The 20,443-nt window shown below is 57.5% G+C and carries 9 protein-coding genes; 6 read left to right on the top strand and 3 right to left on the bottom strand.

Features of this window, described 5'->3' with window-relative positions:
- Positions 1-9 precede the first annotated feature (9 nt).
- Positions 10-165: a hypothetical protein gene (locus tag ACVIYL_RS00445; RefSeq protein WP_456777400.1), complete on the bottom strand. Its 156-nt coding sequence runs from the start codon at positions 163-165 to the stop codon at positions 10-12.
- Positions 166-1,091: 926 nt separating this feature from the next.
- Here ACVIYL_RS00445 and ACVIYL_RS00440 point away from each other — a divergent pair.
- The 3 genes from ACVIYL_RS00440 (at position 1,092) to ACVIYL_RS00430 (ending at position 8,094) form a co-directional block, all read left to right on the top strand.
- Positions 1,092-4,289 carry a hypothetical protein gene (locus ACVIYL_RS00440; protein ID WP_456777399.1) on the top strand — a complete coding sequence of 1,066 codons (3,198 nt, stop codon included), beginning with the start codon at positions 1,092-1,094 and terminating at the stop codon, positions 4,287-4,289.
- A gap of 106 nt (positions 4,290-4,395) precedes the next feature.
- Positions 4,396-5,766, top strand: coding sequence for a hypothetical protein (locus tag ACVIYL_RS00435; RefSeq protein WP_456777398.1), 1,371 nt, complete (start codon positions 4,396-4,398; stop codon positions 5,764-5,766).
- A gap of 123 nt (positions 5,767-5,889) precedes the next feature.
- Entirely contained in the window at positions 5,890-8,094 is a 2,205-nt protein-coding gene (locus ACVIYL_RS00430) for a di-heme-cytochrome C peroxidase (RefSeq protein ID WP_456777397.1), read from the top strand.
- A 1,461-nt stretch (positions 8,095-9,555) separates the two neighbouring features.
- Here ACVIYL_RS00430 and ACVIYL_RS00425 read toward each other — a convergent pair.
- The gene (locus ACVIYL_RS00425; RefSeq protein WP_456777396.1) at positions 9,556-10,071 is read right to left on the bottom strand and encodes an avidin/streptavidin family protein; all 516 of its coding nucleotides are present in this window, start codon (positions 10,069-10,071) and stop codon (positions 9,556-9,558) included.
- Between the two features lie 1,344 nt (positions 10,072-11,415).
- Here ACVIYL_RS00425 and ACVIYL_RS00420 point away from each other — a divergent pair.
- Both ACVIYL_RS00420 and ACVIYL_RS00415 read left to right on the top strand, forming a co-directional pair.
- Positions 11,416-12,309 carry a TauD/TfdA dioxygenase family protein gene (locus ACVIYL_RS00420; protein ID WP_456777395.1) on the top strand — a complete coding sequence of 298 codons (894 nt, stop codon included), beginning with the start codon at positions 11,416-11,418 and terminating at the stop codon, positions 12,307-12,309.
- Positions 12,310-12,958: 649 nt separating this feature from the next.
- Positions 12,959-14,233, top strand: a complete 1,275-nt coding sequence (locus ACVIYL_RS00415; RefSeq protein WP_456777394.1) for a pentapeptide repeat-containing protein — start codon at positions 12,959-12,961, stop codon at positions 14,231-14,233.
- A gap of 407 nt (positions 14,234-14,640) precedes the next feature.
- Here the strand turns inward: ACVIYL_RS00415 and ACVIYL_RS00410 are convergent, their stop codons facing one another.
- Positions 14,641-15,000 (bottom strand): DUF2958 domain-containing protein, encoded by a 360-nt coding sequence (locus ACVIYL_RS00410; RefSeq protein ID WP_456777393.1) that lies wholly within the window; start codon positions 14,998-15,000, stop codon positions 14,641-14,643.
- Positions 15,001-15,439: 439 nt separating this feature from the next.
- Here ACVIYL_RS00410 and ACVIYL_RS00405 point away from each other — a divergent pair, with 439 nt between their 5' ends.
- A complete protein-coding gene (locus ACVIYL_RS00405; RefSeq protein ID WP_456777392.1) occupies positions 15,440-20,407 on the top strand; it encodes an NACHT domain-containing protein in 4,968 nt (1,655 codons plus the stop codon).
- Positions 20,408-20,443: the final 36 nt, after the last annotated feature.

Here is a 20,443-nt window from a genome sequence, read left to right as displayed (position 1 = left end):
TAGTCATGTTTAAGTGTTGGGATCGTCAAGAGCCTGCGCATTGCGCTGTAGAAGAGCCCCGCCGTTCATGCAGCTGAGGCTCCGGTCTTGCTTGCCGCCGATGAACCATTCGGTTTCAGCGCGTAGTTGTTTCAGAGCTCCGGAATTGGGAAAGGAGGTCAGCATGACTGATTGCCCCGCAACCCTGGACGAGACAACTAGCTAGCCTTGATCTTTGGGCGAGGGCGGGACCCCACGCCGGTGGCCTGACAGAACTTCCGCCCCCGATATCTGACTGCTTTTCTAACTTCGAATGATATTGCCGGTGAGCGCGTCGCATTGCGGGATCCGCACCTTCTTCGGAGCGGCGGTCAAGCGCGCGCGGGCACAGAGGTCATGGTTCTCTTTATCAAGAGCGAGGTGATCGCGACCAGCGCCAGGTCCTAACTCATATGCATTAATGCAACTGATACAAATCGCAACTATTGGGAATGGATCGATCGAGACCCAGCGCAATGGTCCCGCCGCTACCTGTTCCCCGTCATTGAGGTTCGGATCGCGATTGAGCACTTGCGGCCGGCGCGCCGCGCGACAGGTTTCACTTATCGCACCTCGAAAAATAGCTTTAAGAAGCGGCTGGTCTCGAGCGAATCTTCAACCGCCATAAGCGTTCGAGGAAGACATCTTATGGCCAGAGGCCGCGCGACGCACTCACATGCGTCTCGTATGATCAATAACGCACGAATGCCGGTCGACAACAACCTGGGGCGAGTGGCCGATGGTGTGGATTTTTTGCGTTCTGCGCGAACGAGTGAAGAAAAAACGCGCTAAATCGGCAGATCGAAGTGGAAAACATCGATGTCGCGTTTTTGGCTGTCTGCAACGAAAATCTCTTGACCGTTCAACAGAATATTCGATAAATCGCGCCACTACTGTAGGTTAAGTTCTCAATTTATAGCGCGGTGCCGATAGGTTTCGCTCGTCAGTTTGACGGCAAGCCTCTCGCAGCCTGCGGCGCAATGCTTTCGACGGGCCTAGTTACGAGTTCCTAAAATCCGAGGCTATTTCACCCGCTCGGGACGATCTCCGATAGACAGTAGGAAATTGACGCGATGACTGTGCGCGAACAGCTGTTTACATTGTTGCGCAACCTCCGGTGGATTGCCGTTCTCTCGGTGGTCATTTCAATTTTGCTGTACCTGCCAGATCAGATTCAGGAGCTCTACCGGATAGCGGCTGACGACATCGGGTGGATTACGCTCAAGGAATTTGTCGCCCTTGGGGTGATTGCGCTAACGATTTGGGCGGCCGCTTTTCAGCTTACCGCCGCAACCCTGCCTCACATCCCTCCGGCTAGGGGGCGCCTGGCTTTCTATACGAAAGCTGCTCCCGTTGTGCTCGGAGCGCTGCCGATAATCGCCGCGATGGCAGGTCAACTCGCCTCACGGCCGGCTGAAAAGATCGGTGAGGTCGAGGAGATCGGAAGCATCTTCCGCATTCAGGACCAGGCGCTCGCCTTCGAGCGGAACATGCTTGTTATCCTCGCGTTCGCGATGTTGATCCTGCTCGCCTCCTTTGTCGTCTTCGCTTGGCGGATGGGATCGAAAGGTCGTTCGACTGCGCTCGCGAGTCGAGCGAACATTGCTTATTTCACACGATACAGATTTCTCGCGCTCACGATCGCCGTCATCGCCCTGTTGACGATCGGGTTCGTCGTACTTCCGGATCGGCTTGCGCAATTCGTCGGATCGTTCGGCGTGATCGCGCTGTTTACGATGTGCGTGGTTGCTCTCACCACCCACTTTGCGCTACTGACTATCAGGTTCAGTTTCCCATTCATACCGGTTGTATTTGGAGGCTTATTCCTGGTTGCCTCCTTGCTCGGAGGCGATGGCCACGGCCTGCGCACCTCGGCGGAATCAATCGGCCAACCGGAAGAAAAGCGCGTTGCTGCAGTTGAAGCATTTCGTGAGTGGCTTCTGCAAAAACCGCGCGTGGCCGAGGCCAAGAGACTCGGAGAATATCCCGTATTCATTGTGGCCGCCCAGGGCGGCGGCATCTACGCAGCCAACAATGCGGCGCGCTTTTTGGCCAGGATGCAGGATCTCTGTCCGGCATTTCGGCAGCATCTGTTTGCGATAAGCGGGGTTTCCGGGGGGAGCGTCGGTTCGGCAGTTTTCGCGGCTGCGCTTCATGCCGACAATGCGCCACTTGATACGATCGCTCCCGACGCAAAGACATGCCCGAAGATCGCGGACTTCCTGGCCGGCGTCGGCCGGACCGAGGATATCGATGCCTCTGGGCCGGTCGAACAGCGCGTTGCAAGCGTCTTGGAGACGGATTTTCTTTCGCCCTTGGTCGCCGGCTTTCTGTTTACCGATTTCACCCAGCTGTTTTCTCCAGTCGCTATTCCCGGTTTCGATCGCGCGCGTTTTCTGGAATACACGCTGGAGAATGCTGCAGACAGAATGCTCAAGGCCCAGAAGGGCGCCGGCGATCAATCCAATCTGCTAAAAGCCGACTTTCAGTCACATTGGACAGCTTCCAACAATATGCCGGCGCTGTTGTTGAACACGACAGATGCCGGGAGCGGCAAACGCGTTGTTATCTCGCCCTTCGATATCGACCCGCTACACGCGAAAGACAAGGATCTTTGTATTCTCTCGAGCCTTGATCGCGTAGGCAGCGGAGCCGATCAAACCGTCAAAAGCCACTCGTTGCGAATTCCGCTTAGCGCTGCGGCCTTTACGAGCGCGCGGTTTCCGTGGGTGACGCCGGCCGCGACGGTCTCTTTGAAGAATGATTGCATGACCGCCAATTCGCAAGCGCGCCTGGTGGACGGCGGATATGTCGAGAATTCCGGAATAGAGACCGCGCTCGATCTGATTGAGCGGCTCAACAGTATCAGGGGCACGTCCGATGCGCCGAAATTTAGGATCTATCTGCTGTCGCTTGTGAGCGGTCAATTCGGAGACCACGGCTCCTTCATGTTCGGTGAGCTCATGGAGCCGGTGAGGGCGCTCTTGAGCACGCGAAGCTCTCGAACCTATGTTGCGCTCAATCATGCGACCAATATCGATCGTCGCCCGGAGAACGGCCTCACTTCCAGCGTGCAGCGCTTTCCAACGTTCGGACGGATCGACATAACAGGCAGGTTTTACAACCTGCCGCTTGGCTGGACGCTATCTCAGAGAACCGAAGATATCATCTCGCTGAGCAGTGGCCGCTTCTGGGATTGTGTGCCGAAGGACGATTTCGATCAATCCCGCAACAAGCAGAGCAATGCTGATTGCCTGCAAGTAAAGTTGTTCCATCTCTTGAACGGATCTGTGGCGTCCGCCTTTGAAACGCTCAGGGATGCCAAGCTTGCCCAGGCTGCTTACGCCGACGAATTGAGAAGGGAATACCGGCCCGCTCCAAAGATCAGGCCGCAGCCGCTACTTGCCTGTTACGAGACGAAGTGGTTGCAGGAGCGTGGCTATCAGAAATACCAGGATAAAGTTGCTACGTACGAGCAACAGCTGGCGCAGTCGATCAAGGACCATTCGCCGCCTCCTGCACCTGTGCCGCCATATCGAAAGAGCTATATGGCTTATTTCCAGGCCGAGCAGGTCAAAGGCTTGCTCCAGGAATGGGACCGTATCGAGGAGACCGATCCACGGATCCTGGCCTATATCCTGGGCGCAATCTCCTACGACAGCGCCGATTTTACGCGCAGCAGCGAAGACTTCTCTTATAGCGCGGTCTCACAGCTGCCGGCCAAATGGCAGAAGCGAATAGCCAAGAACAACGCGGACCTCGCGGCCGCGAACAAAGCGCCCGTCGGCATGGACGCATTGCTTAATCATCCCAAGGATTTGGCCAACTTCATTCTTGGTTATGAAGGCAACCCATTCGGAAACCAGGTCGGAACGGATGACGGTTGGCTGTTTCGTCCACGAGGAATGTATCAACTAGTCGGGCGCGAGCAATATCAGGAAGCGCAAAATCAAATGCAACAGATCGAAGAGCTGGCGGGACTTGATCTCCTGGCACTTCCCGACGCCCTGCGTGACGCGAAGATTTCAGCCAAGGTGGCTTTCGCTCACTTTCGGCTTCATCCCTATCAGAACCGAACGCTGCTCGAGCTTCTTAAGGATCGTTCGATGGACTGGATCGCCGTGCGCGCGTTGCAAACGGACATGGAGCACGGCCCGGCTGCAAGGGAGCGTGTTAATGCAAGAAGCCAGATGTTTCTCGGCTGCATTGAAGAGGCGTTACATCCGACGCAACTCAAGACATTGCAGAGCAAACTCTACGGCAGCGAGTGAACTCCCCGATCCCCGAGGCCGCACACCGCGTGCGGAGATATTGTGGCTGAAGGCGGCTTTTCTACATAGGTTTTCGTTTCTCCAATCTGACATGGGAATTGCCGACATGGCAAACAGTCAAATCCGCCGGTCGAAGCTTGGTCGGCTGTTTACAAATCTGTCCGCAGCGGGACTGATATTCGCTGTTGCTTCTGGATCAGGAACGGCCTCAGCTCAGACGCCATTAAAGCCGCTTTCGGCCAACGACGTGTCTATCCTGTTTCCCCCACCCAAGGCACCAGCAGACCTCGCTGGGCTGATTGCGGTGTCCGATCTCGCCGGTCCAACTGGAGCTCCGCAGCGGCTGTTGTCCGACGAGGATTTCGCACGCTTCATCGCTAACGCCGAACATCCAGAACGCGAAGGCGTGCCGGACTCGGGCGCGCGCCGCATTCAGCTGCCTGACGCCGTGAAGAAGATCGATGCCTGGTTCGTTGCAGGCATCCGGATCGACCCGGGAGCACCGGGATTATCTGCTGATGTCATCGCCCAGTTCGGCCGGCAGCCGCAGATCCGCCTGATCATTCAGCCGGTGACCAATGGACCTCAAGGATTCAAGGTCCATGACACTGCCGGTCACCTTATCTTCAGTTTCAACTTGGTACCCGATCCACCTCTTGATGGTTGTGCGCCGTTCCCGCGCTTCAAACCTGATGACGAAGCCTTCAAGGCAATCGTGCGGGACGTTGCGTCCTTGCGTGATCAACTCGCGGCGGGAAAATTCGGCACTGCCAAGGTCTCGACCGCCGGCGACATGAATGTGCACCCGGGACTGGTCGGTGCCTCCGCAAAGCCATTTCGTGATGCAGTCAAAGCTTTCCTGGAAAAGCATCTCTCGCCGCAGCGCCTCAACACCATGGCTGTGATGGGGATTTCACCGCCCGAACCCTGGGTGTTCGTCTCGATGCTGAGGATCCCGAAGGCCGGCCTAATACCGGTGCCTAGCCCGACGCTCGATGGCGTCCATGCCGCGCAGATGTTCAGCATCGCCGGCGAGACGCACGTCGTCCCGCGGCCTGTCACGAATAATGAAAATCCAGTGACCTGTCGCCACGCGGCGCTGCAGAGTCCTCCCCTGCCGTCCGCGGATCGTAAGGGCGTTTCAACAGCCGATTTCATCGATGCCAACGTCCCCAATAGCCGCGTCCTCGAGATCGTCAATGTCATTGCGGATCCGAAGAGGAGCCATTTCTTCAATACGGACTGCGTGAGCTGTCACACCGAAACGGCGCAGCCACTCAAAAGGAAAGTGCAAGGCTTCACGGTGCCTGGCGTGAACCGAGCCGTTCTACCGAAAGAAGACTGGAATGTTCGCAATTTTGGTTGGTTCCCCTCATTCCTGCATGGTGGCCCAGCGGCCGCGACCATCACGCGACGCGCGGCAGCCGAGACCGCTGACGTGGTGAGCTTCATCAATAGCCAATTGCTGAACAAGTAGTACGCGCCATCGTCGGCTAGCGCGCGCGGCAGAAGACGCCATTTGAGATTAGGGAGGGTTGCTATGGGGGCACGTTCGTTCAGCTCTTGGGTCGGTGGCCGCTTAAGGCGGTGGCCTCATATCGTGGGTCTCTTGTTTGCAATCGCGTTGATAATCGTGTTTGTCGCGGCGGCGTCAGTAGGCATGACGGCGTATTTCGCGCCGGAGAAGCTTCGCGATACGGCGCTCAAGATCAAGAATGGAGCAAATCTGGTTGCCCAATTGCTGCCGACGACTTTGCCCGCGCCGTCGAAGATCGATAGCGCGTACTGGCTGCCCCAGAACTGGAGTTCCCGGCAGCGTTACTGGTTCCACCACACGTCCCAAGGCACGGCGACCATTCCCGTGCCTTATCGATGGTTCCTGGCTCTGGAACGTCCTGAGTTATCCATCCACTACACGAGCTTGACGGACAACGAGTACTTGCGACGCCTCGGTTTCATCCCAAGTCCGAGCTCAAAGGACTTTGCCGCTAACGCAGCTGCATATGGCTACCACGAGGACGCCTCAAAGGACGCGAGCTCCACTTGGACACCAAGCACGCCTGACAATCCAACTGGTTTGCCTGTGGGCTTCGCAATCCTGAAGGGGGGCGTCGACCCGGCGACGGGGGCCCTTTACGAAGATCAGATAGGGCTAACCTGCGCCGCCTGTCATACCGGTCATCTCGAGTACAAGAACGTCAGCATTCGCTACGACGGTGGACCGGCGATGGTCAATCTCGGCGAGGTTGAACGGGTCATTGGGCTGTCAATCGGCTATACGCTAAAATTGCCGTGGCGTTTCGAACGTTTTGCCGACCGGCTGGAAAACATTGAAGGTCGAAGCGTTGACCGAAAGAAGCTTCGGCATGATTTGGAGCTCGCGCTTCAGAAGATCAAGGAGCAAAAGGCCGCAAGCGATAGCCTTTTGGCGGGGCAGGGCGTGACGAATCTCGACGAAGGTTTCGGCCGACTTGACGCCTTGAACCGGATCGGCAACCAGGTCTTCTATACCAATTTCCTGGATCCAGCGACCGGCAAACTTCCAGATCCGCTCCTCAAGGGAAACTTCGCGCGCAACGACGCTCCTGTGAGCTTTCCGCCAATCTGGGACACGCCGTACTTCCTTTGGGCGCAGTATGACGCCTCCGTTCTCAACGAGCTTGTTCGCAATTCCGGCGAGGCGCTCGGCGTCAGCGCCAAAATCAATATGAGGGCATCGGCGCCCGGACGGCCGCTTTTTGAATCATCTATCCATCTATCGGACATTGCGCGTTTTGAGGAGCTTTTGCGCGGTACCGATCCCTTTTCTTTGCCGGAGGCAAGCGCCAGGAAATTCAGCGGGCTTGTGGCGCCCCGATGGAAGGACGCGCAGGACAGGTTCCAAGGCGACCCCGCCTGGGCCATCGACGAAAAACTCGTTGAGAAGGGTCGGGATCTTTATCGCTCGCATTGCTTTGAATGCCACCGAGGACCGGTCAATGACCCCGCGTTTGACGCCAAGTGGCCGGAAGATTCATTCTGGAAGCCGGAGAACCCGGATCGCTCTGCCAAGGGCGAGAAGAATTGGGCGGAGATCGGCGGACGCCACTATTTCAATGTGGTTCAGCTACCGGTGAACGTGATCGGCACTGATCGTCAACAATCGAACGTCCTGACGACGCGGCGCGTTCACTTACCCCGCTCGCTCGGTCTCAATCCGATCGACGATCTGAACAAAGCCTGGGGCTGCGGCCTTCCAGCCGATCGAGCGGCCGATCCCTTGTTCGTGCTCGCGCTGATGGACGTCGTGGGCAAGACGATCGATCAATGGAACGCTGCGAACGATTCATCCGAACAAGCCAAGCAGCAGATGTGGGGGCCGAGGAAAAACTGTCAGAATCCGCGAGTCTATGTGGGAGCGAGGGCGAGCCGCAACAGCAAGGACGAAATTGTCCTCGCTCTTGAACCTCAGTACCGGGCGCGCCCGTTGGATGGTGTCTGGGCAACGGCTCCTTATCTGCACAACGGGTCCGTGCCGACGCTGAAAGACATGTTATTGCCGCAGGGGCGGCGGCCGGGTTCTTTCTGCGTTGGCAGCCGGAAGTTCGATCCTATCAACGTCGGACTTGTCACGAAACTGCGAGCGAACGACGTCTGCGCGGCCGGCCTGACGGACTTCAACGTATCGCTGCTTGGCAACAGCAATCGCGGGCATTCTTTCGAGGGTAAGGAAACCGATCTTACTAAGCTGCCGCCTGGGGTCATTGGGCCGGAACTGACTGACGCCGAAAGGCGAGCACTTCTTGAATATTTGAAGACGCTGTAGGGAGAGCCGTTAGCCTGGAAGCTCAGCGCTCGTCACCCGGATACAGAGCAAGCCGATCTGTGAGAAGAATGCTGTCGACGTAAGGACTCACGCACTGTTGAGAACATGTTATTCTTCCCTACAAGAAAGTTGCCGATGTCGTCCGGGCACCGGATGACGTCGGCGGTCTTTGATTGATGGGCGTTCATGTCAGGGCGTCGCGCTTCGCTGATCAATTCAAGCAGCCAAGGCTGGGTTCTGGCCGCCGAGCTCCGAGTCTTTTCGTGCTGCTAACTCGGCAGGTGATGGGCATACAGAATGCGCGGACATCTACTCGGATGCGAATTCGATCGTGCGCACGCGGAACCATTTGCGCATGACGCTCACGATGCGAAATAGCTCGACGATCATTGATGCCGCGAGCGGATATCTCCAACCGCGAGCCCCTGCTTGGCGTTGACAAGATAAATCAGCTCATCGAGCGCCTTGTTATGAATATGTCGGGAAACTCGCAAAAGGCGTCAGGGCTGATGACACGCGGCGCCCTTTGTTGTATGATCTCGCAACCTTAAGTATTTTTGTTCGCCAAGCCATTTCATTCGGCCTTCGAACGACCTGCGCTCCGTCGATGTGGCCGCACCAAGGCTCTCGTCGGTATCCATCCGAAGGCAGCGATTTTGGCGAACCTACCAGCTCTTCCGAACACGATTGAGCACGTTGATTTGGACCCATGCGGAATGCGCTCGCGACTGGAAGAATTCGGAGAGCGCGCTTGTCATGGAAGCAGATCCAAAACAGCTGGGCTTGCACGGGATGGCCTCCGTCGCCGTAAAACAGTCATCTATTCGCGAACATGCGGGCCTCAAAAACGGGACTGCCTTCATTAGCAATTGATTAAACAACTTACGAGGAACGAGGTTAGCTTGGCGAGCAGAGACGATGAACAGCTCGAGTGCGAACACGACTTTGGCCGATTAAGATGACACAGATGCGCGCCCGGAGGCTCAAAGGCGAGAAGATCGGGCTGATGACGTTGTGTCGGATGATCAGAACTGTCGATCACTCTGTCGCAGATAGTCTCGCCGGCCGGTGCGCAATCCTCCGACCGCTATGGCAGCGCTGTGGCGGCTCGATCAAATCACGCGATTTCTGAACATAGGCGAAGAAATCTCCGGAACGCGCGTTGAAAGCTCCGAATGAAGCTGCAATGCGTTGCGGTTGACCTGATTGGCGCGCAGCCCGGAGCAAGGCTAGCCATGGGAAAACGAGCAACGGCGCCAGCCAGTTTGCGTCGCAGGACCTAGGCGGATAGCGCTGCGTGACGAACAAGCGGACCATTCGGCGCGCGCCGCGCGTCAATCAGCGAGCGTCGTGACGGCACGCAACTGACAAGCGATTAGCTTTCGGCCATGTGTAGGAACCAGCCTGCGCCTGCCTGCTTCAGTACTAGTGGGATCGAAGCCCGCCAAGTACAGTGTGATGTCACTTCGGACTTTTTTTCGAGTTCGACAGCTTCTCCCCTGCGCTGCTCTCGGTCGCTGCGCCGCCAACGGATAGCAATTTTGCCCTGTCGCCCGCCTTGAATGTGAAGGTGTCGGCGCCGGCGCTGATGCCATTCCATACAACCGGCTCTGCGAGTGAGAGCAGCCAAAGCCCCTGAAAGCCCGACGCAGAATTGAGCTGCCCCGTCCACACGGTCGTCGAGCCACATCCGACAAAGTTCACCGCAAAACTGATCGCCGCGCCTTGATTGGTTTGAGCCAGCCAGCCAGTTGCCGTTTGAGGCACGCCTTCGTCGCAGCTATTGCTCGCATTGTTCGTGTAAGTTCCGGAGATCGCCCCCGTATTCTGGTCAAAGCTGTTGACGCTCAGTGTTGAGCCATATTGGTTTGTCCAGGTCCAGATAGGTTGCGCCTTTGCCGGAGTGGCCAGTGCCACTCCAAAGCACAAGCACACCGAAGCTATCGATCTCGTCATTTTCCAGGTCTCCAGACACATCGTCCACTCCATCTAGCTCCCTAAGGGGCCAATCATTCGGCGCATGAACTGACGTCATTCGATTGGTGAGGTTCTAAATTAAACCACGCCTGAATTGTGCTTCGATTCTTGCTGTGCCACTTGCGAGGGCGGTCTCATATGCCTCCTGTTAGCGGCTTGGGATCTGCGGGATGAGAAAGCCACCCGCTAAGAAGAGCCAGCCTTACGTGCTGGTTTGTCTCCACATGCAGTTGACGGAGCTTACTAGGACACTGCGACTAAGCTCAGGTTTGCACGATGGCTTGGGCGCGTGCGCGCGTTGTCGCGCTGATTGTGCATTCTTTCATCGTCTTCTCTTGAACCGTGCATTTTTTGGTGCGTCTGTGATTATGCTCACACGATTTACGTTGTATTCAGCGCCGTGCCGCCAATAGCAGCGCGGGAGACAATGTGAGTGTGCCGAGTCGCTGTATTGCGCGGAGCTGCGGGGATCCATGCGCAGCCCGCGCTCTGCCTCTATTCTGCTTGAGTGGGCCGCCAGGAAGCCAAAAAAATGCTCCCTGAGGCAAATCAACGCGCCACGCAGTCGCGGCCCCGGACTACCCTTCGACCTACCTGCGTTCGGCGAGAGCAGATTTCGCAAATCGAGGGATTGAGTCCGTTGTTAAGCTGCAATGGGAGTTGCAGCGTTCGAATTTTGCGGCGGCTCTCCTGCTTGGGAAAACCAGAGCGAGAAACCCAATAGACCAGCAGACCAAAGACGCGCTCATTGAACAACTTTAAATCGCGAAGAAATGATCGCATTCTCGTAGTAGGAGTGTTATATAGATTTGCAAGCTAAGATAGATTTAGAGATCATCGCCGAAGTGCGGCATTCTGTCCGATCCGCTTCGTGAGCGAAGGCGGCGAACCAGTTCGTTCTTCGTCATGCGGACAGCTATGTGTGCTGCGTGAGGTGACGAGGCGATCGTTATTCAGGATCTTCCAAGGCCGAGTTCGGAGACGAAGCGAACGTTACTCAAGATCAAAAACAAAGCTGGTTTCGTTTCATGGACTGGACATGGATTGTCTCTATGATTTGCGATGTCGGAGCTAGGGTGTTCATCATGCTGTCGATCGAGCGGCGTTACCCACAACGCTTCGTCGGATCGTAACGGATATAAGATGTATTACTATGCGGACAGAGTCTGATTACAGAATGATGGGCGGTCCGTGTCGCAATCAGGATTGGCTCATCGTGCGGCTAAGTAAGTGCGCAGAAGATTGCGCCACAAGGCGTACGATGGCCTGGTTAGCCCTCGCCGCGCGTATCGCCACGATAGGTCGAGGGGCTTTATTTAGATATCAATAGGCAGAGGCACCGTCATGAGTGACACAACGACCATCGGTACCGTCATTCCGCGCGCAGACATCGTCAAGCACGCGCTTCGGCTCGGTGCCGAGGTAAAGCACATCAGGCTATCCGATGATTTGACGGACGAGGTCATAACAGCCATTAAGCACCTGCTGCTCGAGCATAGAGTCATCTTCTTCCGTGACCAGGGACATCTTGATGACGCCGAGCAGCAGCGGTTTGCCATTCGGCTCAGCTCGCTCATAGCGCATCCCACAACGGTCGACCCAAGCGGAGACTTTACGATACCGAAAGCGCAATCATATCGTGCGAACCCAATGAATATGATGAATTTGGACGACAGCTTTAATGGCGCGCGTTCAAAAATCGCAATCCTTCGCGGTGCGGCGATACCGATTTACGGCGATCACATGGCTTGGTCGAGCACTGCGGCTGCATATCTTGATCTTCCGGATCCGCTACGAATGCTTGCCGATGATCTCTGGGCTGTTCGCTGCGCCGCTTTTGATTACGCTTTCACGGACCGGGCCATGGAATCCGATAAGAAGTGCTTGGACGATGTATCCACCGGAACAATCTATCAAACGACGCATCCCATCGTTCGCGTCCACCACGAAACCGGCGAGCGCCTCCTTTTGCTCGGTCGGTCCATCCAGCACTTTGTCGGTCTGCAGCGGTATCCCAGCCAAAGGCTATTCGAGCGGCTGCAATCGTATATCACTGCACCGGTAAACACCGTGTACTGGACCTGGAAATCGGGCGACGTCGCTATCTGGGATAATCGCGCGACGGAGTGTTATCCCCTGAACGCGGGCGGTCGTCATTCGGCTGGGGGGGCGGTCACGAGCGAGCAGGGCGTACGAGGCCTCAGAAAGCTGAGATCAAGGGCGGCTGAGGCGGCCTAGGTGTTCAAGTAGCTGGTCTGGACTGCTAAGGCACCATAGGTCGAGAAGCTGTGCTGGCTCGTCGAAGTCGAGCGAGCCGCGTCCCTTTGCCGCTGAAAAGCCCGGCGCAATTGAACTTTGACTGCAGCTGAACAACCCTCTTCTCTTCTCTTTCTCAAGGCTGAGGGGTTCGATTCCCCTAAGGAGCGCCAGCGGCTCTAGAAGCGCTGATAATCCAAGAACATCCCGCAAATCATGGCTTTGTCTGCACTCAGGTGGTAGCAGATAGAAGTAGCATTGATGCGCGCGCTGACCCGGAGAAACGTCCTCGCTAGCTGCGTGGATATCCGGTGGTCCATGGAGTACAGGATATTTATCGCGTTCAACATGCGAATGAGGAGCACGTGGTCATCTGGTGAAGGCGGCCAATCGGTTAGCTGAGACACGCGCTCTTCCTTTCCTTAGGGCTCTTAGTGCCCCATGTGTCCGCGAGCGTCGAGCAGTTGCGCCACCAACTGGCAGCTAAGCTCCACAGGATATTCTGCGGAGTGTGGAGCAGGGCGAGCAGACATGGTCTCGTTGTGCTTGCGTGGCCTATCGAAAGCGGCATTGTCCCTTGCGGAATATCACTGTTGGGCTGAATATCCAAAGCGAAATCAAGGATGTTTCGATGGCGAACGAAGAGCACGTCGCGTTAGTCAAGCAGGGCATATCCGCTTGGAACGCGTGGCGCCATAAATCGGATGTTCGACCCGATTTGAGCAATGCAGACTTGTCTCAAATGGACCTCCGCGGGGCAACACTCGGGTACGCCGACCTCAGCGGAGCAGACCTTCGCGAGGCGAATCTGAGCGAAGCATCTCTCAGCGTATCGGACCTCCGTGGAGCTGACCTCAGGTGGGCGAACCTCAGCAACGCGCACGCTCGCAAAGTGGACCTCAGGGGGGCCCGCCTTCAGGAGGCGAACGTCCAAAAGGCGTATCTCGGGAAGGCGAACCTTAGCGACGCGGAGCTTAGCAAGGCGAACCTTAGCGACGCGTACTTCGGCGAAGGCAATTTCAGTAGGGCCAATCTCAGCGAAGCAAACCTAAGCAGGACAGGTCTGTTTCAAGCTGTTTTGCGCGAGGTGAACCTCAGTCGGGCCGAACTCTTCAGGGCGAACTTATGTGCGGCGGACCTCAGCAAAGCGGACCTTCAGTGGGCGAGCCTCCTCGCTGCGGACCTCAGTGCGGCAAATCTCACGGGAGCGAACTTAAGCGGAGCGTCGCTCATCAACGCTACCTTGGTGAATACGAACCTAACGGATGCAGACCTCACAGGCTGTTGGGTCTATGGCGTATCGGCGTGGACCTTGAACCTGGAGAACGCGAGGCAGCAGAACTTGGTTATCACGAATCGCAATGAGCCAAAGATCACCGTCGATAACATCGAGGTTGCACAGTTCATCTACCTAATGCTTCACAATCAGAAGGTTCGCGACGTAATCGACACCATCACTTCCAAGGCGGTGCTGATCCTAGGTCGCTTTACGATTGATCGAAAAGCCGTGCTCGATGGGTTACGCGACGAGCTGCGGAAGCGCAATTATCTTCCGATCCTGTTTGATTTCGAGAAGCCTGCAAGTCTTGATACTGACGAGACGATCACGCTGCTTGCGCGGATGGCGAAGTTTATCATCGCTGATATCTCCGACGCAAAGTCGGTCCTGCAGGAGTTGCGCGCGATTGTTCCTGACCTCCCCTCGGTGCCCGTACAACCGATTATCCTCGCGACACAAGAGGAGCCCGGGATGTTCGACTTTTACCGTCACAGGCCGTCGTTTCTGAGCGCCCACCGTTACGCTACGCCCGAGCAATTGCTATGTGACCTTGAGTACAAGGTGATCCGTCCCGCGGAGCAAAAGGTCCTAGAACTCCGAGCCGGAACTGGGCAAGAGCAGTCCTGATCGCGCTATGCGCCGCCCGATCATTCTGGCAGACCATCGCCTATGCAATGACCGATTGTCGGCTCTGGGCCCTTACACTATCCGCCCGGCTCGGATGTCCGCTTTTCCGGAGAGCGGTGCGGACAACTTCGGATGCGGACAGGAGTGTGCCTGCATGAAGGCGGAGCCGCAATTCCTGGTCCTGCCATCCTGCCATCCTGCCACCTCGGCCCGTGCTCGTTCTCGATGACGATTTCGTTGATCGGATGGTGCTGGCTGTATCGTTCGAATGGAAGCATGGAGAGATCGCCAGCGGCGATCTCTCGGGCTTTAACGAGCGCCTGTTCAGGCGTCTCGGCTTCCAGATCGATGCTTGCGGTTTCGGCGTTGGTGCGGATGCGTGCGGAGAATGTTTCATGGCAGCCTCCTCACGCGATGATGCGTCGTTGGAGGCGTGCTTCCTTGGTGTAGGCCGTAACCGACTTGTCCGCCGTGAAGTGGATGTCACGCTCGATACGCAACCCGCCGGGCCCGGTGATGCTTTCGATCTCTCGGAGGCTGACATTACCCAACTCGGGGCACCCCATTCCGAGATCACAAAGACCAAAGGCAGTGTCTTCATCTTCGGGATCGAGTTCGGTGAGAAGCCATGTGGATGCTCTCCACGGACAGAAGAGTTTGACAACGGGATTGAAGTCTTGCTCGGCGAGTCCGTAGCCGCGAAGGATGGCGCTAGCTTTGCCGTTTGCCAGCAGTTCGGCGCGTAAGTCGTCGGGTATCAATTTCATGTGGGGCTTTCCTTTCTTGGTCGTTGGTTTTCGGCGCTGGGCGCAAGCCCGCGCTTGAAAACCAATGGACAGCCCTCTTCGGGGTGGCGGGGTGCAAGCATCCGCGCGGTGTGTCCGCACGAGGGGCCCCATTCAAAAGAAACAAAACAAAGAGCATGGGGAGGCGTGGGGATGCCGCGCGGACTTGCGAAGTGCTTGCGCCCCGCTGGAGGGGTGTCCCCTCAGCGTCTGCGCGCATAATCTCTTGGGCACGGCGATCGTTACCCGAAGGGCCGAGACGCCGAAGGCGGCTCGGTGAGCGAAGCGAGTAGAGCCCGCTTCCGGCGAAGCCGGATGCCCCCGACATTCACTTCCTGGGGATCACATTACCTTGCCAGCCAAAGCGGGGCGGTTCTTAATGGGCCTTTGATTTGCCATTGAGCATCACGTGAATCGTATCATGAAGAAGCCCGTCCGAAAGCCGAAGAAAGGCGCCCCGTCGCTCTCGCGCGAGGAGAATCCGCGTTGGCTCACGACAATCCCGACAGGCCCAAAGCCTGCGCCACCCATTCGGGCCAAGGCCCACGCGTTGCCGTTGCTTGGCATGCCGTGGGAGGACTTTGAGCGCCTATGCCGCAAGCTCGCTGAGCGTGACGGTGCCGTCGAAAAAGCCTGGTGTTACGGCGGTCCGGGGCAAGCGCAGCGCGGCATCGACATTCTTGTGCGGATGAAGGACGGCGCATTCGAAGTCTGGCAAAGCAAGCGTCACAAAAAATTCGGAAACGCTCAAGTCAAAAAGGCGGTCGATTACTTTCTGGAGCATGAGTGGGCTGGGCAGGCGACGCGGTTTGTCCTGGCGCTGGCATGCCCGCTCAATGACGATCCGAATGCAGTCGACGCGTTGGAAGAGGCGAGAACGGCGCTCAAGGCGAAGAACATTACCTTCGAGCCGCTTGGCTGCACCGAGCTTACGGAGAGGCTACGCGGTGAGCCTGAGATCATTGATGACTTCTTCAGCAGGCCGTGGGTTGACGCGGTCTGCGGGGCCGAGGCGGCAGCTCGACTTGCAGACCGTCTTTCCCGCTTCGATGTCGAGGCCTTGCGGGTGCGGCTCCGTGACTTTTACAGCGCATGGATTGCGACCGTAGATCCGGGCCTGCCGATCGCAGGGCAGGACAAGGACGGCCGCCCCATCCCGGCGCCCGCGCTCGGGCAGCGCTACGTGCTCCCCGACCTTCTCATGAATGTCGGAAGCGTCGAACAGGAGTCAGAGGCTCCTGCACCAAAGGCGCCGCCGACGAGGGATGACCCCCGGGTCCAGACGATGAAGTTTAGCGGCGGTATGCAAGAGCCGGTAATCCGCCCGCAGCCACCTCGGTCACGCGAACGATCAATCACGGTTGACCAATTCATGGCGAGCGAAAAGCGATCCGTCATTACGGCGGACGCGGGCGCCGGCAAGACCACTCTTCTCCGGTTCATTGCTCTCGATATCCTGTCCGACGCGCCCGAAATCGAGGCGGTCCGCAACCGGTATGGGGGATACGTTCCCGTTTGGGTGCCGTTTGCGCTGTGGGCCCGCATGGCGGAAGGCAACGATCACCCGCCGCCTCTGGGAGAGGTCGTCCACGCCTTCATTGCCGCACAAAACGACGTCGCTTTAGCGGCCGACATGAAGCGCGTATTGACGGCTGGGAAGATCATCCTTCTCGTCGACGGTCTCGACGAAGCGCGCGGGAGTGCCGTCCCGGATACAGTCCTGTCAGGCCTCACGACCTTCGCGGAAATGAATGACGTCCCTGTTATCGCGACGTCGAGACCACATGGAATGAAGGCCTTGAGCGGCATCGGCGGAAACTGGACGCGGCTTCAGTTGGCGCCGCTGTCCGAGACGAAACGCGATGCTCTGGCGCTGCTCTGGTATAGGATACTCGAGCGGAGTGATCTTGGGAAGAGTGCGGCACCTTCCGCAGTCGAAGCGCAAGCGGAACACCGGGCAAAGAGCTTTGCCGGTGCCCTTGCTAGAAACACCGGCATCGCTCGCCTTTCATACACGCCGCTATTTCTCGTTGCGCTTCTAAAGCTCCATCGGACCGGTCGCGATCTGCCCCGCAACCGGTTCGACGCCAGCAAAGAGATAGTTGACCAGCTTCTGGAGCACCAGCCTCGGCGCCGTGCCAAGGATGCGGTCGAGACAAAGGCGGCTTCGCTCGATGCCAGGCTTCGCGATAGGCTCCTCGATGATTTCGCGTATGGACTTCATGCCGGAGAGCTCCGTGGTTCCGTTGCCGACGGGGCCTTCGAAGCCGACGCCGTTGCACGGGCGGCAAACATCATCATCACACGGACCGGAACCGCCAATCTCGAGCTGGCCGAAGCGCAGGCGCGAACCGTATTCTCCTTCAGCGAGGAAAGCGCCGGGCTGCTTGTCAAGAAGGCACCGGATAGTATCGGCTTCCTGCACCGCCTCCTTCAGGAATACCTCGTTGCGCGTAAGCTTGTTCAGTTACCGCTCGCCGACAGGATTGAGTTTATCAGGAAGCACGCCGCTCAGCCCACCTGGAGCGAACCGATCCTTTATCTTTTGTATCTGGTGACCAATGAACAGGAGGCGGGACAGCTATTGACGGCCATCGAACAGGCTCCAGCTGCGGGCACGGCCGATCAAGTAGTCCGTAATGCCGTGCTGACCGAGGCCGTGTTCGCTGATTTCGCGCATGACTTGCCTACTGTTCGCCGGCTCGCGGAAACACTCTTCGCAGAGACCGAGCGTTTCTCATGGGGCGCACGGGAGCGGCAGTTGCTTGCTGCCGTTACGGATGGGCTTTTTTCACAATCGGTCTCGGCCCAATGCTCCGAAAAGCTGAAGGAGTGGACGCCGGATTTCCATGGAGGAGCGCGTGCGGGTGCTGTTCGTGGTATGCGTAAATGGCCCGAAAATACGCGGAGCGCCTGTCTCCCTTATCTTCTAAGAATTGTTGCGGGCGAGAACGAGTACGTCTGGCGGGACGCCGCGCAAGTCCTCGCCGAGTTCGCAGACGGCGATGCGGGCATTAAGGCTGCCTTGCTCGACTTGTTGCACAGACCCCGCTCGGTTGGCACGGTTCACGCATCGCTTTTCGCGCTCGGGCGAGGCTGGAAGGGTGATGCCGATGTGGCGGCCATTGCCGAGGCGCTTCGCGAAAGCGATCACATCGGGATTCAGACTGAAGCAATCCGCATCCGGGCCGAGCGGGATGAGGCTGACCTTACCGATCTGGAGATATTCGCGCGCATCGGGTTCGACCGTGAGCGGGATTTTTCGAGCCACGTGTTCGCGCCCGACGTCCTTAATTACTTTGGAAACAAGTACAAGGCTGAGACCCTGGGGCATCTCGAACGCGCCTTCACTAGCGCGACGCGCCGCAACGACAAGACACCTCTCGTTGGAAGTCTTATCGCTGTCGATCCTACGCACGCACTGATCGAGCCCGCTCTGAAGGAGATCCTGGCGCAAGATTACGCCCTGGACCATTTTTTTACCCGCTCAAATATTCAGACGAGCCGCGTCGTATGGACACCCGAAGCCATCGCGCTAGTCGAAGGTCATCTTAACAAGGATCATTCGCTTGATTTTGAGACCTACTGGATAAGCAAGGCGCTACGGCTGCCCTTCGTCAAGCGCGCGCTCATCGCGTCATTCAAAGATAAGAATTCGCTGGCCTTCTGGTCGGCGCGAGGCTTGGTCGAGGGGTGGGGCAAAGATGATTCCGAGGTTTCTACGGTATTTCACGAGGCCCTCGACGGCCCGGCGGACAAGATTGCGTATGTCGCTTCCTATCTTCCGGATGTCATCGACGACAAGAACGCGATACGCGCGGCCATCTTGCGTTCATTTGCAAGCCGCCCCAACCGGATCGAGATGCTTGTTACAGGCATCCGACGCCTCGGCCTGCCGCCTGACGATGAAGAGGTGTTCAGGGCCTGCTACAGCGCGGGCTCACTGACCAAGGAGACATTATCTCACGACATGTGGCGCGGGGCCATGATCAACACATTTCCCGGTCGTCCCGAAATCCGCGAACTCGCGCTGGCAGAATTGGAGCGGCGCGACGGAAATATCGAGGAAATCTCGTTCAATTTCGGCTCTGACGCCGATATGCGTGCGCGCGTACTGAAAATCATTGCTCCGCTTCCCGCGACGGCGCGGCTCGCGCTTGTTGACCATATTGAAGGGGCTGCGCATTCAAGCGAATCCGCATTCTCGATTTTGAGCAGAAGTCGCCTTGACAACGACGGCGCCGCAAGCGGTGCAGCCATTATGGCGTGGGCCGAGACCAGCGTCGCGAAAGGCATTCTTGATTCCGACAAGGAAGCGTATCTGCGAGAGGAGCTTAATGCGATCGGCCCGCAAATGGACCATCGCCGTGCTGCGGCAGTGATCGGGCTTGGCATGGCGAACAAACTCGAATCCTTTGCCGCCTCCAAGGACTATCAAGGAAGAGCTAGCACCATCAGGCTTGGGCATATGCCCCTCTTGCGGAACGACGACAGGTATTTCCGGCGGATGCTCCCCCTTTGGGATCGTTTCGCGAAAGCGCTGGGCGACGATGCGCAAGTGATCAGTCGGCTGGAACTCTCCGCCGAGACGTGCCTCTCTGTCCTTAATCCTGGCGTGGAAAATGCCGAGCGGCTTTTCGATATCATGACGGCCGCAATTCCCACCACACGCTATGTGAGTAAGTTCGACCAGATCGGTCTACTGGCGCGCTTTCGCCCGTCTGGCGATGCCTTGCGTGACCTGATCATGCCGATTGTGCTAACGCACACCCGCACCTATGGCCGGACCAATGGCGATATATGGGCGGCGATGATGGCGGTCGAGATTTTTGCGGAGCAGTTTTCGCACGATCAGGCTCTTTTGCGAAAGGTGGTGGACAGCTTTGCTGCAAATCCCGACCGCTCCTGCGCAGCGGCGGCACTTGCTGAAGTGGCTTTACGAAGACATGAGCCGGGCATTGAAACGCTGCTCACGCAACAAGCTCTCGGCCGAGACTACGACATCGCATCCGGTTTCAAGGTGATGGCCGCCGCCCGGACAGGCGACAAGATCGTTGACGCGCTGTTCTGGCTTCTCGAAGACTCCCATCGAGACACGATGTTTTGGAATTGCTCTTACTGGGCACCATCGCTGCTGCGCCGCATTGAGCGCGATCCCGAAGTAGGCGCTCAACTGCTTGACGCGGTTAGCCGAGCACCCTCCACGTCGGCCGCGATTTCGCTTCTTGCCCTTGCGGGTGGCGGCAGCAAGGGCCGGGTCAAGCATCGCGCCTTCTTCGAAAGTGAGCAAGAGAAGGTCTCAGCCGCAATCGCGCCGCCCGTTGGCTTCGACGTAACAACGGGATCGATCCGGCTCGCCAGCCACGTGCTTCAGGAAATGCTGACTTAACTCCAAGCATATCGGCGTAGCTCATGCGTGTTTATT

The sequence above is a fragment of the Bradyrhizobium sp. USDA 3315 genome (genome assembly GCF_054056795.1).
Note: the sequence above shows the minus strand (reverse complement) of the source record. Positions and strands in the feature narration are given on the sequence as shown.

Excerpts from the sequence above, each read along its gene's own strand:
- ACVIYL_RS00445 (WP_456777400.1), bottom strand. The coding sequence starts at position 165 with ATGCTGACCTCCTTTCCCAATTCCGGAGCTCTGAAACAACTACGCGCT.
- ACVIYL_RS00440 (WP_456777399.1), top strand. The coding sequence starts at position 1,092 with ATGACTGTGCGCGAACAGCTGTTTACATTGTTGCGCAACCTCCGGTGG.
- ACVIYL_RS00435 (WP_456777398.1), top strand. The coding sequence starts at position 4,396 with ATGGCAAACAGTCAAATCCGCCGGTCGAAGCTTGGTCGGCTGTTTACA.
- ACVIYL_RS00425 (WP_456777396.1), bottom strand. The coding sequence starts at position 10,071 with ATGTGTCTGGAGACCTGGAAAATGACGAGATCGATAGCTTCGGTGTGC.
- ACVIYL_RS00420 (WP_456777395.1), top strand. The coding sequence starts at position 11,416 with ATGAGTGACACAACGACCATCGGTACCGTCATTCCGCGCGCAGACATC.
- ACVIYL_RS00415 (WP_456777394.1), top strand. The coding sequence starts at position 12,959 with ATGGCGAACGAAGAGCACGTCGCGTTAGTCAAGCAGGGCATATCCGCT.
- ACVIYL_RS00410 (WP_456777393.1), bottom strand. The coding sequence starts at position 15,000 with ATGAAATTGATACCCGACGACTTACGCGCCGAACTGCTGGCAAACGGC.
- ACVIYL_RS00405 (WP_456777392.1), top strand. The coding sequence starts at position 15,440 with ATGAAGAAGCCCGTCCGAAAGCCGAAGAAAGGCGCCCCGTCGCTCTCG.